This is a genomic window from Citrobacter sp. wls708 (genome assembly GCF_005281255.1).
GTDB classification, from domain to species: Bacteria; Pseudomonadota; Gammaproteobacteria; order Enterobacterales; family Enterobacteriaceae; genus Citrobacter; species Citrobacter werkmanii.
The window spans coordinates 172,684-187,538 of sequence record NZ_SZXE01000015.1; the positions used below are offsets into that span (position 1 = coordinate 172,684).

General features: G+C 50.5%; 16 protein-coding genes. 6 read left to right on the forward strand and 10 right to left on the reverse strand.

What is annotated here, in order from left to right; translation table 11 throughout:
* The first annotated feature begins 155 nt into the window (after window positions 1-155).
* Entirely contained in the window at window positions 156-584 is a 429-nt protein-coding gene (gene uspC / locus FDW97_RS06010; protein ID WP_038641488.1) for a universal stress protein UspC, read from the forward strand.
* A 16-nt stretch (window positions 585-600) separates the two neighbouring features.
* Here the strand turns inward: uspC and otsA are convergent, their stop codons facing one another.
* The 6 genes from otsA to FDW97_RS06040 form a co-directional block, all read right to left on the reverse strand.
* Entirely contained in the window at window positions 601-2,022 is a 1,422-nt protein-coding gene (gene otsA, locus FDW97_RS06015) for an alpha,alpha-trehalose-phosphate synthase (protein WP_137350765.1), read from the reverse strand.
* Window positions 1,997-2,800 (reverse strand): trehalose-phosphatase, encoded by an 804-nt coding sequence (otsB, locus tag FDW97_RS06020; RefSeq protein ID WP_087856039.1) that lies wholly within the window; start codon window positions 2,798-2,800, stop codon window positions 1,997-1,999. Before otsB ends, otsA begins: the two co-directional genes overlap by 26 nt.
* 143 nt (window positions 2,801-2,943) lie before the next feature.
* Window positions 2,944-3,930 (reverse strand): L-arabinose ABC transporter permease AraH, encoded by a 987-nt coding sequence (araH, locus tag FDW97_RS06025; RefSeq protein WP_042307755.1) that lies wholly within the window; start codon window positions 3,928-3,930, stop codon window positions 2,944-2,946.
* A gap of 14 nt (window positions 3,931-3,944) precedes the next feature.
* Window positions 3,945-5,459, reverse strand: a complete 1,515-nt coding sequence (gene araG, locus FDW97_RS06030) for an arabinose ABC transporter ATP-binding protein AraG (RefSeq protein WP_038641495.1) — start codon at window positions 5,457-5,459, stop codon at window positions 3,945-3,947.
* Between the two features lie 115 nt (window positions 5,460-5,574).
* The gene (locus tag FDW97_RS06035) at window positions 5,575-6,564 is read right to left on the reverse strand and encodes an arabinose ABC transporter substrate-binding protein (protein ID WP_038641497.1); all 990 of its coding nucleotides are present in this window, start codon (window positions 6,562-6,564) and stop codon (window positions 5,575-5,577) included.
* Window positions 6,565-6,882: 318 nt separating this feature from the next.
* The gene (locus FDW97_RS06040) at window positions 6,883-7,440 is read right to left on the reverse strand and encodes a DJ-1/PfpI family protein (RefSeq protein WP_137350766.1); all 558 of its coding nucleotides are present in this window, start codon (window positions 7,438-7,440) and stop codon (window positions 6,883-6,885) included.
* 554 nt (window positions 7,441-7,994) lie between these two features.
* Between FDW97_RS06040 and FDW97_RS06045 the strand changes: the two genes are divergently transcribed.
* Complete coding sequence (locus FDW97_RS06045; RefSeq protein ID WP_038641501.1) at window positions 7,995-8,498, forward strand: non-heme ferritin-like protein; 504 nt, start codon at window positions 7,995-7,997, stop codon at window positions 8,496-8,498.
* A gap of 136 nt (window positions 8,499-8,634) precedes the next feature.
* On the opposite strand, the gene FDW97_RS06050 is transcribed toward FDW97_RS06045, so the two are convergent.
* On the reverse strand, window positions 8,635-8,886 hold the full coding sequence (locus FDW97_RS06050) for a DUF2766 family protein (RefSeq protein WP_005127709.1): 252 nt from the start codon (window positions 8,884-8,886) through the stop codon (window positions 8,635-8,637).
* A gap of 131 nt (window positions 8,887-9,017) precedes the next feature.
* Between FDW97_RS06050 and FDW97_RS06055 the strand changes: the two genes are divergently transcribed.
* Window positions 9,018-10,439, forward strand: coding sequence for an MFS transporter (locus tag FDW97_RS06055; RefSeq protein ID WP_137350767.1), 1,422 nt, complete (start codon window positions 9,018-9,020; stop codon window positions 10,437-10,439).
* Between the two features lie 33 nt (window positions 10,440-10,472).
* Here the strand turns inward: FDW97_RS06055 and FDW97_RS06060 are convergent, their stop codons facing one another.
* On the reverse strand, window positions 10,473-11,111 hold the full coding sequence (locus FDW97_RS06060) for an RpiB/LacA/LacB family sugar-phosphate isomerase (protein WP_137350768.1): 639 nt from the start codon (window positions 11,109-11,111) through the stop codon (window positions 10,473-10,475).
* Between the two features lie 266 nt (window positions 11,112-11,377).
* On the opposite strand from FDW97_RS06060, the gene FDW97_RS06065 reads away from it, so the two are divergent.
* Entirely contained in the window at window positions 11,378-11,713 is a 336-nt protein-coding gene (locus FDW97_RS06065; RefSeq protein ID WP_137350769.1) for a YecR-like lipofamily protein, read from the forward strand.
* A gap of 193 nt (window positions 11,714-11,906) precedes the next feature.
* Window positions 11,907-12,404 carry a non-heme ferritin gene (ftnA, locus tag FDW97_RS06070; RefSeq protein WP_137350770.1) on the forward strand — a complete coding sequence of 166 codons (498 nt, stop codon included), beginning with the start codon at window positions 11,907-11,909 and terminating at the stop codon, window positions 12,402-12,404.
* Between the two features lie 45 nt (window positions 12,405-12,449).
* Here ftnA and FDW97_RS06075 read toward each other — a convergent pair whose 3' ends face one another.
* Entirely contained in the window at window positions 12,450-12,689 is a 240-nt protein-coding gene (locus FDW97_RS06075) for a YecH family metal-binding protein (RefSeq protein ID WP_038641513.1), read from the reverse strand.
* A 227-nt stretch (window positions 12,690-12,916) separates the two neighbouring features.
* On the opposite strand from FDW97_RS06075, the gene tyrP reads away from it, so the two are divergent.
* Entirely contained in the window at window positions 12,917-14,128 is a 1,212-nt protein-coding gene (gene tyrP, locus FDW97_RS06080; protein ID WP_069323583.1) for a tyrosine transporter TyrP, read from the forward strand.
* 27 nt (window positions 14,129-14,155) lie between these two features.
* Here the strand turns inward: tyrP and FDW97_RS06085 are convergent, their stop codons facing one another.
* Window positions 14,156-14,821, reverse strand: coding sequence for a YecA family protein (locus tag FDW97_RS06085; RefSeq protein ID WP_042307734.1), 666 nt, complete (start codon window positions 14,819-14,821; stop codon window positions 14,156-14,158).
* Between the last annotated feature and the right edge of the window lie 34 nt (window positions 14,822-14,855).

Genomic DNA, 14,855 nt, shown 5'->3' on the forward strand with positions numbered 1-14,855 from the left:
TGCAATTTATATGAAGCGATTATTCTATTTATAAGAATAATTAATGAATAATAATGATGGGATTCACACTATCCTGGGGAGAAACGTTGCAGTATGGAGTAAGCTGAGTAAAGCAGAAAAGTTCTCTCATAATTCTTGAAAAAAAGGAGCGAGTTATGAGCTATGCGCACATTCTGGTGGCGGTTGCCGCCACCCCTGAAAGCCAGCAATTGTTAGCCAAGGCAGTTTCTATCGCTCGCCCTGTCAACGCCCGTATTAGCCTGATCACATTGGTTTCAGACCCTGAAATGTATAACCAGTTTGCCGCCCCCATGCTGGAAGACCTGCGTGAACTCATGCAAGAGGAGACCCAGGATTTTATCGATAAACTCAGCAAAGAAGCCCAGTACCCCATCGAGCATACTTTTATTACCTATGGGGCACTGAATGAACATATTCTCGACGTTTGCCGTAAACACGCAGTCGATCTGGTCATTTACGGCAACCATAACCAGAGCTTCTTTTCGCGCGCTTCGTGCTCAGCAAAAAGCGTGGTCGGCGCCAGCCAGGTGGATGTTCTGCTGGTTCCTCTGGCTGGAGATTAATACCGTCTTCAGGTCGTTACGCCAGTTTCGAACAGGAAGGCACACTGTCTGACAACTGGCGCTTACTCTGACGCGACGTAACTTTTCTTAGATCGCATATAAATCTCGCCTGCCAGTTGTCGATATCGTTTTTAATGATAGTCTCAAGCATTTCAGCATGACGAGAGATACGTTCAGCAAGCGACATTGTCAGCGCCTGGTTAAGTGCGCCAGCCACTTCATCCCGGTCATAAGGATTCACAATAAGCGCAGAAGTTAACTCATTCGCCGCCCCGGCAAATTGCGATAACACCAGAACGCCGGGGTTGGCCGGATCCTGTGCAGCCACATACTCTTTCGCCACCAGGTTCATACCATCGCGCAATGGCGTCACTAACCCTACGTCAGAATAGCGGAATATTTTCATCAGCAATTTGCGGTCAAAATACTGGTTCAGATAGTAAAGCGGCGTCCAGCCCAACTGCCCATATTTACCGTTAATCCGCCCGGCCTCTGTCTCCAGTTGATGGCGAATGTCCTGGTAGGCCTGCACCTCTCCGCGCGAGGTTGGCGCTATCTGCGTATAGCGAATTTTGCCATGGTGCTGCGGGTAATGCTCCAGCAGCGCCTCATAGGCCTGGAAGCGCTCTGGCAAGCCTTTGGAGTAATCCAGACGCTCAACGGAGAATATATTCTTCACATTCTTAAGCTCTGCCTTTAACTGCGCCATTTTTGGCGGCAGAGGACCTGAAGCCTGGCGTGCGATTTCCTCCGGCTCGATGCCGATTGGATACACTTCTGTGCAAAACGCTTTATCCCATGCTTTGTGGCGCTTATCGCTGTGGGTAGTTACCTGAGTCTGGGCAGCCAGGCAGTCCAGAAAAGCCTGGCGATCGTTTTCGGTCTGGAAACCCAGTAAATCAAAATCACACATCTGCTCAAGCAGAGCCTGGTGTGGAGGGAGCGCGTTAAAAATTTCCGGCGTCGGAAAAGGGATATGCAGGAAAAAACCGATGCGATTATTCACGCCGCGTTTACGCAACTCGTAGGCAAACGGTAACAGGTGGTAATCATGAACCCAAATAATGTCATCTTCGCTCAGCAGCGGCAGCAGTTTATCTACCAGCAAGGCATTAACCCGCTGATACCCCTCCCAGGCCGGGCGCTGAAACTGAACTAAATCCAACCGGTAGTGGAATGCAGGCCATAAAACGGCATTCGAAAACTGACAGTAATACTCTTCATAATCCTGCTCGCTCAAATTAAACGAGGCCCAGGTAATATTGCCACGAGTGACCTTTTTTAACGGTTTATCCTCATTACCGATATCGCCACTCCAGCCAAACCACAATCCACCAGCAGTTTTTAACGCGCCCAACACACCGACCGCGAGCCCACCTGCGCTCCCTTTGTCATCTGGCGAGGCGATACGATTAGATACTACGACTAAACGACCCATAGTCACCTCTTCTGTTGTTTGTTGTATTCGATTGTTGCTGCGAAGAGTTAATTTGCTCCAGCCAACGCCAGACATCGCTGACGCCATCCAGACGCCATGTCGCCAGCGTCGCCCCGCTCCCCACCTTCACTGAAATACCGCCTGCGCGGTTAACTACCTCAAAGCCGGTTTCATCCGTTAGATCATCACCGAAAAATACGGGGATCCGTCCGGCAAAAGGCGCTTCCTGCATAAATGCAGCAATTGCATCGCCTTTATTCGTACCTTTCGGTTTTATTTCAACGACACATTTTCCATGCTGCAATGCAAGCTGCGGCCATGTATGCGTGATGCATTCCGCCAGCGTTACCAGCGCTGCTTCATGCTCTGGCGCCTGACGATAGTGCAGCGCGAAAGCCATACCTTTTGCTTCCAGCGTCGTGCCAGGCAGTTTCGACAACGCCGTCTGTAACAGCGCGCCGGCTTCACGTTCAATACCCGCGGGCAGGCGCACTATATGGGTTTGACCATTGATGTCACGGCGTTCTGCCCCATGCACTCCGGCAAGCGGAAAACGAAAGGGAGTGGTGAGGCCGTCAAGCTCAGCCATCGAGCGCCCTGAAATCAATGCCAGCGCACCCGCGTTATGCGTCGCCAACTGATGTAATAATTGCAGGATTGTCTTAGGGACAACGACCTGGTCAGGATAGGGCTTGATCTCAGCCAGTGTCCCATCGAGATCAAAAAAATAAGCACAGTTTGCAGATTGTTCAGGGGGTAATGTCAGTGATGCTGTCACCCGGTTATCCTCCTCATCATGGTTTGTACGCCGCGCGGATCGCGCCGTATAGATGATGTATGACGGATATAAGTATAGACAGTGTGACCATGCTCGCCATTTGGAAAAACAATCGCCAGCCGGGTAGCTTAGGGCTTAAATCATTAAATGGTACGCTTCGCTTTTTGCTTGTAACGGTCGAAGATTACCGCCGCCAGCAGGATGAGACCACGTACGACGTACTGTGCAAAAGGAGAGATATTCAGCAGGTTCATCGCGTTCTCAACCGTCCCCAGAATCAATACCCCGGCGACCACATATGAGATTTTTCCGATGCCGCCTTTCAGCGAAACGCCCCCTAATACACATGCAGAAATCACGATCAGCTCATAACCGATTGAGGTCATTGGCTGACCGCTGGTCATGCGCGATGCGAGGATAATGCCGGCAATTGCGGATACCAGACCGGAAAGAATAAAGATAATAATCTTGGTGCGAACAACCGGAACCCCGGCCAGGCGCGCAGCCTCTTCATTCCCTCCAATAGCCAGCGTGTTACGACCAAACGTGGTTTTATTCAACAGTAAGCCAAATACGATGAAACAAACGATCGTTATCCAGATAGGTGCCGGCAGCCCGAACCAGTTAGCATAGCCAAGGGTGAAGAAACGCTCATCTTCAATCCCGACCGCCTTACCGTCAGAGATAATGTAGGCCAGACCGCGGACAATCTGCATCGTCGCCAGAGTGGTGATCAGGGCATTGATTTTTAACCGTGCAATCACAAACCCATTCACCAGACCGCATAAAATCCCCAGCAACAGCCCGGCAGCGACGCCAATCCACAGGCTCTCGGTCATGTTGATGACCACGGCAGTAGTGACCCCCGCACAGGCAATGACGGATGCAACGGACAGGTCGAAGTCACCGGATGCCAGGCAAAAGAGCATCCCACATGCGACCATACCCGACATCGATACCGCCAGTCCCAGCCCCTTCATGTTGATGAAGGTGGCAAAGTTTGGCACGAAGATGGCACAAACCAGGAACAATGCCGCGAACACCACCAGCATCCCGTATTGATCCCAAATGCGGCCAAGATTTAGCGCCGATTTCGCAGCACCTGAACCCGATGTAGAAACGGAAGACATCATACTCTCCTTATTCAGGCCACAGCCTGGCTGACTTTAGGCATTGCAAGGCTCAACGCCTGGCGTTCATCCGCCTGTTCATGAAGTAACTCCCCGGCAATCTCGCCTTCTCTCATCACCACGATACGATCGGCGACACCGAGAACTTCTGGCAGGTCACTGGATGCAAACAGCACGGCCACGCCGCGCGCCGCAAGGGCATAAATCACGTTATAAATTTCATGCTTGGCGCCCACATCAATGCCGCGGGTAGGTTCATCCAGCAAAATCACTTTCATCTCTTCCGATAACCACCTGCCAAGAATAGCCTTCTGTTGATTACCGCCAGAGAGGTTCATGATCAGTTGCTCCGCCCCCGGTGTTTTGATGTTGAGCGAACGAATATGGTGATCGGCATTGGTTTCTTCCCAGCCGTTATTGATCACGCATCCCCCCAATACATGTTTACGACGCGCGCTAATGTTGATGTTGTTACGCACCGAATGAACCGGAATAATCCCTTCAGCTTTGCGATCCTCCGGGCACAGCATCATCCCCGCTTCAATGGCGTGGCTCGGTTTGCGGATATCAATTGGCTGTTCATCAATAAACACCTGGCCTGCGGTGATACGCGTGCCGCCAAACAATCCTTTCATTAATTCGCTACGTCCAGCGCCCACCAGCCCAAACAGTCCGACGATTTCACCGCTACGCACCGATAAACTGATCGGCGTGCGCACGCCAGGGGCTTTGACTTCATGCAAACGCAGGCGCTCTGCGCCATAAGGCCTGGATTTCCAGCCATAAATATCACCAAGGTCACGCCCTACCATCGCTTGCACCAGCGCATCGTGATCGACCTGCTGCATGTCCGTAAACGTTTTAACGTAGTGCCCATCTTTAAATACGGTAATGGCATCGCTAAGGGCAAAAATCTCCTCCATACGGTGCGAGACATACAGAATGATGCGCCCTTCGTTGCGCAGCTCACGGATAACGCGAAACAAATTCTCAATCTCGCGTGCCGACAGGGAACTGGTCGGTTCATCAAAGGCGATAATTTTGGCGTTACGCGCCAACGCTTTTGCAATCTCTACCATCTGCCATTGACCAATGGAGAGGTATTTCAGTGGCGTGTCGGGATCGATATCCATGCCCAGATGCTTAAGCTGTAGCCCCGCTTCATAGTTCAGCAGCGACCGATTCACAATGCCGCCTTTATGCGGCAGTTGCCCTAAATAGATATTTTCGGCAACGGTCATTTCCGGGACGAGATGCAGTTCCTGGTAAATAATGGCGACACCGGCGTTCAACGCGGCTGTGGTATCCGCAAACGAAACTTCTTGTCCGCGGATCGCCAGGGATCCCGTCGTTGGCGCATAGTTACCACTGAGAATTTTTAAGAGTGTTGATTTTCCGGCGCCATTTTCGCCCATCAGCGCATGCACCTGACCGGCATAGCAATCGAAACTGATATCCGTAAGCGCTTTAACGCCGGGGAACGTTTTGCCAATGCCGCGAAATGAGAGATACGGGGTAGACTGTTGCATAACGTCTCCGTGATTCAGATCTTTATACCGGATGGCGGCTTTGCCTTATCCGGCCTACTGAGTACGTAATTCGTAGGCCGGATCAGACGCTTTGGCGACGCATCCGGCATTTATGTTACTTACCGCCTAAACCTTTCTTCGCCAGTTCTTCTTTGAAGTTATCGCGGGTAATCAGCACCACATCCGTCACTTCAGTAAACATCGGTGGCTCTGCACCTTTCGTTACCCAGTTGTAGAGCATTTGGCTTGATTTATAGCCGTGAACGTCCGGGCTTGGCAGTAATGAACCGTAGAACCCGGTCGCTTCGCCTTTAGAGAGTTCACTCACCGCGTCAACGCCGTTAATACCGATACCGATCACGTTCGGCGCTTTAAAGCCTTGCCCTTCGGTCGCACGTACGCCGCCCAGCACAGTGTTGTCGTTCATCCCCACGATCAGCCAATGTTTGACTTCAGGATGCTGAACAAGCATGGAGTTGGCGGCGTCGAATGCGCCAGGGATATCATTCGATTTGGTTGGAACCTGGTAGATCTGTTTTTCCGGGAAGCCCGCAGCTTTAAGCGCTTCCATTGAGCCTGAAGTGCGGCGGCGCGCGGTATCCAGTTCGTTCGCGGTAATGGCCATTACCGCGGTGGATTTCACATCCCACCCGCGCTTTTGCATCTCCTTGTACAGCTCCTGACCCTGGCGTTCACCAATTTTTGTTGCCGCCATCATGACCAGCGGCACGGTGTCCATCGGTTTCCCTTTCGCGTTGGCAAACTGGTCATCGACAGCAATGACTTTCATATCGTAACCGCGCGCCTTCGCCATAATGGCAGGCCCGAGTTTGGGATCCGGCGTACAAATCACAAACCCTTTCGCACCGCTTGCAGCCAGGCTGTCAATCGCGTTAAGGGTTTTCTCACCATCCGGGACGGCGATTTTTATCACCTCAAAACCAAGGTCTTTACCGGCTTTATCGGCAAATTTCCATTCAGTCTGGAACCACGGTTCTTCCGGTTGTTTGACCAGGAAACCGAGCTTCATGGACTCAGCGATAGCGGATTGTGACATAATGGCAGCCAGGCCGATGGCCGCCAGCGCTTTAGTGAATTTGTGCATGGTCAACTCCAGCTTTAACGTTCTTTTATGTAGGGTAAAATCAGACGATTTTTTGTAATTCGGACGTAAAACAAGGCATTACCTTTTATTGATAAGATCAATGCCAGTGCTGAGAGTATTTTTAGCGGGAAATTGATTCTCCATAAGAGAGCGGCATCACACCACAGAATTACAGTAATTGCGTACATAAATTCAGCGAGAAATGACATAAAAAAACGCGATTTTGACGACGAAGAAAAAGAGAAATAGCAGATTAGTCCATAACATCAGTCAGCAAATCCTTGTCCCCGAATGCTGAAGCATTCGGGAAAACAATGTTTACCATGGGTAGTAAATGTGGTCGGCGTGATCGCGAACCGGAATATCATCTCCCAACAGACGCGCCGAAAGCGTAAACGCAAAATCAAAAATATGCCCTAATCCTTTGCCGCTAATAAGATTGCCATCCTCAACAACGGGCGCATCGATATATTCGCCATCCGTGACGTTTTGCCATAAATCTCCCGAGCACACGTAGCGACGCCCCTTTAGCAGACCGTTGCCGCCCAGTACGCGCGCGGCCGCAGAGCACACAGGACAAATCAGTTTTCCCGCCTCATCATGGCAGGTGACAAACTGGATGACTGCCTCGCTGGCGGCAAGATTAACGCTACCTTGCGGCCCCCCAGGCAACACGACGGCATCGTAGAGATGGGCCTGACGCGCAGCCAACGTACTGTCGGTCACCATCGGTACGTCATGATAGCTCACCACCGCACGCGACTCCGCGCAGGCCAGCGTTTCGACTTCGATATTCAGGCGACGCAGAATATCAATGGTAACAATCGCTTCCGCCTCTTCAAAACCAGGCGCCAGCAGCACCGCAACCTTTTTCATAGGTAACTCCTCGATTTCCCCACATTCACCAAACAATAAATGCCGAATCGTACAGGTCGTTAAATTTATTAATTTCAGCAAAAATGATCTGGCGCAAAATATTAACTACCAGATAGTTTTCATTTACCTTACCCAATCGTGAAATCGCTACCAGCCGGGACTTCATAATCAGCGAGGTCAAGACAATAGCGTATTGTTAAATTTAATTTTGTGATATGAAACAACATTTCATTTTCAGAATATTGATTTAAATACTTAAATATCAATCAATTACATTCACGCACCCTATATGACGAAATGCAGCCATTAAGAATATTGCTATGACAATATGTAAAAAAACATAAATATGCAGATTTAAGGATTTTCTTATGTCAGATCACGCGCTATGCTGAATCTCGATCGGAAGCGGATATAATCCGTGATCACTAAAGGACCGGCGGAACGGATTTATTCTGCTAACAGTTTTAATTGTACGTAGATGTGAAGTGCGGCGACAGCCCGTTGCACTGACGTTAGTAACGTACATTCTCCTTTCTGGAAATAAGGATATTGATATGGCTGCAGTTGGAATTGTTCATAAACTCAACACGCAAATGAATCTTGAGTTCTACGCATCGAATCTTTACCTGCACCTTAGCGAATGGTGCTACGAACATAGCCTGACAGGTACCGCAACGTTTCTACGCACGCAGGCGCAGGGTAACGTAACTCAAATGATGCGTATGTTTAATTTTATGAAAAGCGCCGGGGCTAACCCCATCGTCAAGGCCATCGATGTTCCGGGTGATGAACTGACTTCCCTTGAAGAACTGTTTCAGAAAACACTGGATGAGTACCAACAGCGTTCGAGTAAGCTTTCACGCTTAACCAATGAAGCTGAAGCATTGAACGATGAGCCAACCGTTGATTTTCTCCACGATCTGGAAAAAGAGCAGCAGCAGGATGGCGTACTGTTACAAACCATTCTTGATGAAGTCCGCAGCGCGAAACGCGCGGGACTGTGCATGGCGCAAACCGATAAACATCTGCTGAACGTCGTAAACTACCAACATCACTAATCTTCAATTTTCATAACGCTAGCCGGATAGTCATGCCACGCATCTTATCCGGCTAGCGCTCAATGATCGCTACGCTCGCGCCTCTCATTCTCAAAGGCACAAAAAACCTTTCTAAAACCTGAAACAACGGTTTATTTTAGTGAGACTCATTCTGCGGCGTGAATTTCAACTCGATCAAGGCAACTGCTTTTTGTATTGCGCGCATAGTAACCGGATCGGCACCTGCAGGGTGACTTGAAAAGTCGATGCTTTTCAGTTGGCTGGACATTTTCTCCCGGACTTCTACCGGGGCGATAACATCAATGACATCCAGAATTTGTTTGATAACCAGCTGACAGGCAACAACGTCCGAGAGCAGTTCCTGATCGGCATTCAGTGTTTGGGACATAATGAGCTCCTTATAGAAAGGTCGTCATAGTACCCATTCAGCGATCGAAACGGTAGCGGCGTACGCATAACGGATACGCTGAAAATAAAAAAACAGACCCGGTCAGTTTCTTTTGAGATGGCAAGCACAACATGAGTGAACATTTAGCAGTTGAGAATAAACGCGGTCTCTCCCCGGCGGCATTACTTGTAGCCGGCGCTTTCTTTATGGAGTTTATTGACGGTACGGTGATCGCTACCGCCCTGCCCGACATGGCCAAAAGCTTTGGCGTACAGGCGGTTGACCTGAATATTGGTATTAGCGCCTACCTGATCACCCTCGCCGTACTTATCCCCGCCAGCGGCTGGATTGCGGACCGCTTTGGCGCCAGAAAAGTGTTTACCCTCGCACTGGCGATATTTACCCTCGCCTCGGTCTTATGCGGTTTGTCCACCAGTCTTGAAAGCTTTGTCGCCATGCGAATCTTACAGGGCGTGGGCGGCGCATTAATGGTTCCTGTTGGCCGCCTTGCGGTATTACGCACCACGCCTAAACATCAGTTAATCACCGCCATTGCGACTCTGACCTGGCCCGCGTTAGTCGCGCCCATCATCGGTCCTCCGCTTGGCGGATTCATCACCAGCTATGCCAACTGGCGGTGGATCTTCTTCATTAACGTCCCATTGGGAATACTGGCGATAGCGCTGGCGCTACGTTTTATTCCGGATATTCATGACGACGAGCACCGTCCGTTTGATATAGCGGGGTTTGTCGCGACCTCTGTTGCCATGGTAAGTCTGGTGTATGCCATGGAGTTGCTGGGAACCCAGCAGCCGCAGGGTTGGCTAACTGCCGGACTTCTCACGCTGGGAATAGCGACTTTCCTGTTTGCCCTACGCCATTTTCGCCGCGCCGCCTGGCCGATGATTCGTCTTGATGCCATGAGCGTCCCGACTTTTCGCGTCACGATGTATGGCGGATCGCTGTTTCGCGCCTCTATCAGCGCCGTACCATTTCTGCTGCCGTTAATGTTCCAGGTAGGTTTTGGCATGAACGCTTTTCACGCAGGTTCGCTGGTGCTGGCGGTGTTTGTAGGCAATCTGACGATAAAACCTGCCACCACGCCGTTGATACGCTGGCTGGGCTTTAAGAAATTGCTGTTGATCAACGGGGCCCTTAACGTCCTGGCGCTGCTGGCCTGTGCATTGATAACGCCGCAAACGCCCGTATGGGTTATTTTGCTGGTGCTGTATCTGGGCGGTGTGTTCCGTTCAATCCAGTTTACCGGCGTCAGTACGCTTGCGTTTGCGGACGTCCCCGCGTCGCAAATGAGCTACGCCAATACCCTGTTCAGTACGGCAACACAGTTAGCAGTGGGACTGGGAATTTCATTAGCCGCTATTGGGATCCGTATCGGCGCTGAAGTCAGTGAATGGCTGGCGCTGGGCAATATTCCGGGGATCAGCTTCCGCCTGGCCTTTGTGGCTATCGCCATAATTTGTCTGGTCGGTATGGTGGATACGCTGCGGCTTACCCGTGATGCCGGAAGTGCGGTGTCAGATAAGAACAGATAGCCCGGCGGGAGAACACCGCCGGGCCAGCAGGATTTAGCCAATAATCTCGCGCACAAACGCTTCGATCGACTTGTCCTGGCAGTTTTCAAAGAAGCACTGCTGGAAGCGTGGACCCGAGACGGCGGTTTTCACCAGTTCAGGAGCGATAGCGCGCAGCGTATCCAGATAATTCTCTTTTACCACTGCCGCTTTCACCTGATTCAGAATACCGGCGTTACGCACCTGCGGCTCTTTACGTTCCGGTGGATAACCTTCCCCGGTACGTCCAGTAAACGCTTTTTCAAACATATAGCGCACATTGAGCTCGGCGCCCCAGCCAAAGCCTTTGGCGAAGGCCAGAGAAAGCGCATTCCCATTGTTGATCTGAGAAAACAAGAATGCGTCCGCCGGATCGAGGCAGTAGCCGCATACGACTCCCGGATGGATATTCAGTGACATCATTGCGCCCTGACCCGTACCACAGCCGGTGACCACAAAATCCACGGCTCTGGAATTCAGCAGGATGCTGGCCATAATCCCTAAATGAATGTAGGTCAGATGATGGTCATTTTCATCGCTCATGCCGACGTTATAAACGGGAAAACCTTTCTCATCCGCAACGGCTTTAAGCTCGTTATGAATGATGGCGTTTTTGCTTGCCTGGCTGTTTTCCATCATCAATGCAATTTTCATTCTGTCATCTCCTGAATGCGTAGCGTGGACTGCTGAAGTCATAACATTCAGGCCACATTACTATTTTGCAAACCCACTTTCAAATTTAATGAAATTTTGTTTTATAAAGTAATGAAGGGCTCACATTTTTCCCTCAGCAGCTCAGAATGGCCTCAAGAAAGTAACGTCGTTGCGATTAATCGCAGGTGATCTTCAGGCTATTCAAGCCATTGATACGTCGAAAGGCATGCCATGATAGACTATCTCCGAACTTTCAGAGCGATCTCATGAAGACCTTTATCATTGCCCTTTTGCCGCTCGTGCTGACAGGATGCACTATTACTAAACAGGCGCAGGTGAGCGAAGCCAGCGCCATCACCGGCGTGGTTCGCCTGACTTACAACCAGGCCCTGTTGCAAACGGCACGAACCGATGACTACGTAACCCAGGGAACCGCCACCAAAGAGTGCCAGCGTATGGGTTATGCCAGCGCCGTTGCGTTTGGGCAGCCAGTGTCAACCTGTAGCGTATATGCCGGTTCTTTGTGTTTGAACACCAAAATTACGCTCGCCTGGCAGTGTCACGGCGTCGCGGTATCTCCAGCGTCCTCATTCAATTACTAATATTTTCGACCAGCATTTTTTTGCTGGTCATTTGTTACTTCGGTATTTATATCCTCCGCTCAATAGCGTTAATGCGTTTTATTCCCATTCGTATTTTTAATAAATAAATTTATTATTTTACCTTTTGCAAATAATTAAATAACAAATTATAGTGGCGCCACGTAATATATAATAACGTTTGTGGAGCAGAACCATGCTGAAAACAGAAATGATCGACCAACTGAATGAGCAAATGAATCTTGAATTATATTCATCTCTGCTCTACCAACAGATGAGCGCGTGGTGCAGCTATCACAGCTTCGAAGGTGCTGCCGCGTTTCTGCGCCGTCACGCCCAGGAAGAGATGACGCATATGCAGCGTCTGTTCGACTACCTGACTGACACCGGTAGCTTACCGCGTATTAATACCGTCTTTTCCCCCTTCGCTGAATATGCTTCTCTGGACGAACTGTTCCGTGTCACTTACGAACACGAACAGCTGATCACCCGGAAAATTAATGAACTGGCTCACGCGGCAATGACCCACCAGGATTATCCGACGTTTAATTTCCTGCAGTGGTATGTTGCCGAGCAGCATGAAGAAGAGAAATTATTTAAATCTGTTATTGATAAGCTATCGCTGGCAGGAAAAAGCGGTGAAGGTCTTTATTTCATCGACAAAGAGCTGGCTACGCTCGATACGCAGAATTAATTCTGTTGGATAACGGTGGTGAGATGCCACCGTTATTCGATAATCTTAATGGCGGCAGATCTTGCTTTCGTGCGTAGAGAAGCCGTCTTCTTTTGCAATAAACTTCCCCTTCGCCGCTAAAAATGCCACCAGCTCAGCCGCCGTCATTCCTTGCGCAGAACAGGTGTGAAAACGTGCCCGCTCGCCAAAACGAGCCGTAATCGCCGCTTCAAGACTGGCATTTGAATACTGCTCGCCAGATTCAATCATCATGTTGAGCACTTCATGCCCGTGAATAGATTCCATACTACCTCCTCAATAAAGGGCATAGCCTAATGTGAACCGCAGGGCGCTGCTTTGCGCTAACACAGGTTTACCAGCAGATAAATGTCATTTCCCATACATCTTAAAATCACCCAATAATCGTAAAGATTAATGTACATGCATTGTAACGGTGATTTGACGAAAATAATGTTTTGCCTTAACCTGCGCCGCAGATATAACCGTTGATTATCTCTGGGACAGAGGAAAGCGTGAAAAACAGAACCCTGGGTAGTATTTTTATCGTGGCGGGAACCACGATTGGTGCCGGTATGTTGGCAATGCCGCTGGCTGCGGCAGGCGTGGGGTTTAGCGTCACGCTGGTATTGTTAGTCAGTCTGTGGGCGTTAATGTGCTACACCGCGCTGTTGCTGCTTGAAGTGTATCAACACGTACCGGCTGACACCGGGCTGGGTACCCTGGCGAAACGTTATCTTGGCCGTTACGGACAATGGGTAACGGGTTTTAGCATGATGTTTTTAATGTACGCGCTGACGGCGGCGTATATCAGTGGCGCAGGTGAACTGCTGGCCTCCAGCATCAGCGACTGGACCGGGACAGCTATCTCGCCATCAACAGGTGTACTGCTGTTCACCTTTGTTGCCGGTGGTGTGGTTTGCGTTGGGACGTCGCTGGTCGATCTGTTCAACCGTCTGTTGTTCAGTGCCAAGATAATTTTCCTGGTGGCGATGCTGGCCCTGTTAATGCCGCATATCCATAAAGTGAATCTGCTTACGCTGCCGCTTCAGCAAGGGCTGGCGCTGTCCGCGATCCCGGTTATCTTCACGTCGTTCGGTTTTCACGGCAGCGTTCCGAGTATCGTCAGCTATATGAACGGTAACATCCGTAAACTACGCTGGGTATTTATTACCGGTAGCGCCATTCCTCTGATCGCCTATATTTTCTGGCAACTGGCAACGCTGGGCAGCATTAACTCGTCCACGTTCATGGGGCTGTTAGCCAACCACGCTGGTTTAAACGGATTGCTACAGGCATTACGTGAAGTCGTGGCATCGCCGCACGTTGAACTGGCGGTACATTTGTTTGCCGATCTCGCACTGGCGACCTCTTTCCTCGGTGTCGCGCTGGGGCTGTTTGACTATCTGGCAGACCTTTTCCAGCGCCGAAATACCGTAGCAGGAAGGATGCAAACCGGCGTGGTGACGTTCCTGCCGCCGCTGGCATTCGCGCTGTTCTATCCACGTGGTTTCGTGATGGCGCTGGGATATGCGGGCGTTGCCCTCGCGGTACTGGCGCTACTGATCCCCGCCATGCTGGCATGGCAAAGCAGAAAACATAACCCGCAGGCTAACTACCGCGTGGCGGGTGGCGCACCGGCGCTGGCGTTGGTGTTTATGTGCGGCATTATGGTGATCGCGGTACAGTTTTCCATTGCAGCAGGGTTACTGCCTGAAGTGGGTTAAACAAAAGGGGCTTTACGCCCCTTTCTGTTAATGCAGACAGCACTGCTTGTATTTTTTCCCACTGCCGCACGGGCACGGGTCGTTACGTCCTACCTTGGCATCCACTTTTACCGGCACCTTCACCGGCGTTTCCTGCGGATGCGCCATCCACCAGGCATGCAGATCCAACGCCGCCAGACGGATAGCGTCCACGCTTTCTTCAAACTCTTCTGGCGTCAGTTTCTCAACCACCGCGAAGTTTTCTTCTGTGCCATGCAGCGCAATAGCCTCGAGCGCCGGTTTCAACGTATCCGGTAATGCGGACCAGTCCGACAACGCGACGCCGCGCATATAACCAAAGCACCACTCTTCTACGATGGTCAGTTCATGCTCGTCAATTTCACGCAGACCAAACAGCGGCTCAAACTGCTCAGGGTATTCATCCAGACGATCGGCCGTATCCGCCATGTGCTGAAACGCCAGGTTCATGAAGCGCGTCATTTCTTTTTCGGAGGACCAGCGAGGGACATACTGCGCACCACCCCAAATTGCGACCAGCCACTGCTCCGGTTCAATTTCATACGGTGAACTCAGCACCGCCGTCAGCAAACCATCCAGTTCTGACACATCCAGAATAGCCTTGTCCGTATTGTACTTAGTCAGTACATCATCCAGCCATTCCAGTTCGCTCTCGTTTAATGGTCCCGTTTTCATAACGCTTTTCCTTAGTCAAAAATTCTCGCCTGTA

Excerpts from the sequence above, each read along its gene's own strand:
- uspC (WP_038641488.1), top strand. The coding sequence starts at position 156 with ATGAGCTATGCGCACATTCTGGTGGCGGTTGCCGCCACCCCTGAAAGC.
- otsA (WP_137350765.1), bottom strand. The coding sequence starts at position 2,022 with ATGGGTCGTTTAGTCGTAGTATCTAATCGTATCGCCTCGCCAGATGAC.
- araH (WP_042307755.1), bottom strand. The coding sequence starts at position 3,930 with ATGTCTTCCGTTTCTACATCGGGTTCAGGTGCTGCGAAATCGGCGCTA.
- araG (WP_038641495.1), bottom strand. The coding sequence starts at position 5,459 with ATGCAACAGTCTACCCCGTATCTCTCATTTCGCGGCATTGGCAAAACG.
- FDW97_RS06035 (WP_038641497.1), bottom strand. The coding sequence starts at position 6,564 with ATGCACAAATTCACTAAAGCGCTGGCGGCCATCGGCCTGGCTGCCATT.
- FDW97_RS06040 (WP_137350766.1), bottom strand. The coding sequence starts at position 7,440 with ATGAAAAAGGTTGCGGTGCTGCTGGCGCCTGGTTTTGAAGAGGCGGAA.
- FDW97_RS06045 (WP_038641501.1), top strand. The coding sequence starts at position 7,995 with ATGGCTGCAGTTGGAATTGTTCATAAACTCAACACGCAAATGAATCTT.
- FDW97_RS06050 (WP_005127709.1), bottom strand. The coding sequence starts at position 8,886 with ATGTCCCAAACACTGAATGCCGATCAGGAACTGCTCTCGGACGTTGTT.
- FDW97_RS06055 (WP_137350767.1), top strand. The coding sequence starts at position 9,018 with ATGAGTGAACATTTAGCAGTTGAGAATAAACGCGGTCTCTCCCCGGCG.
- FDW97_RS06060 (WP_137350768.1), bottom strand. The coding sequence starts at position 11,111 with ATGAAAATTGCATTGATGATGGAAAACAGCCAGGCAAGCAAAAACGCC.
- FDW97_RS06065 (WP_137350769.1), top strand. The coding sequence starts at position 11,378 with ATGAAGACCTTTATCATTGCCCTTTTGCCGCTCGTGCTGACAGGATGC.
- ftnA (WP_137350770.1), top strand. The coding sequence starts at position 11,907 with ATGCTGAAAACAGAAATGATCGACCAACTGAATGAGCAAATGAATCTT.
- FDW97_RS06075 (WP_038641513.1), bottom strand. The coding sequence starts at position 12,689 with ATGGAATCTATTCACGGGCATGAAGTGCTCAACATGATGATTGAATCT.
- FDW97_RS06085 (WP_042307734.1), bottom strand. The coding sequence starts at position 14,821 with ATGAAAACGGGACCATTAAACGAGAGCGAACTGGAATGGCTGGATGAT.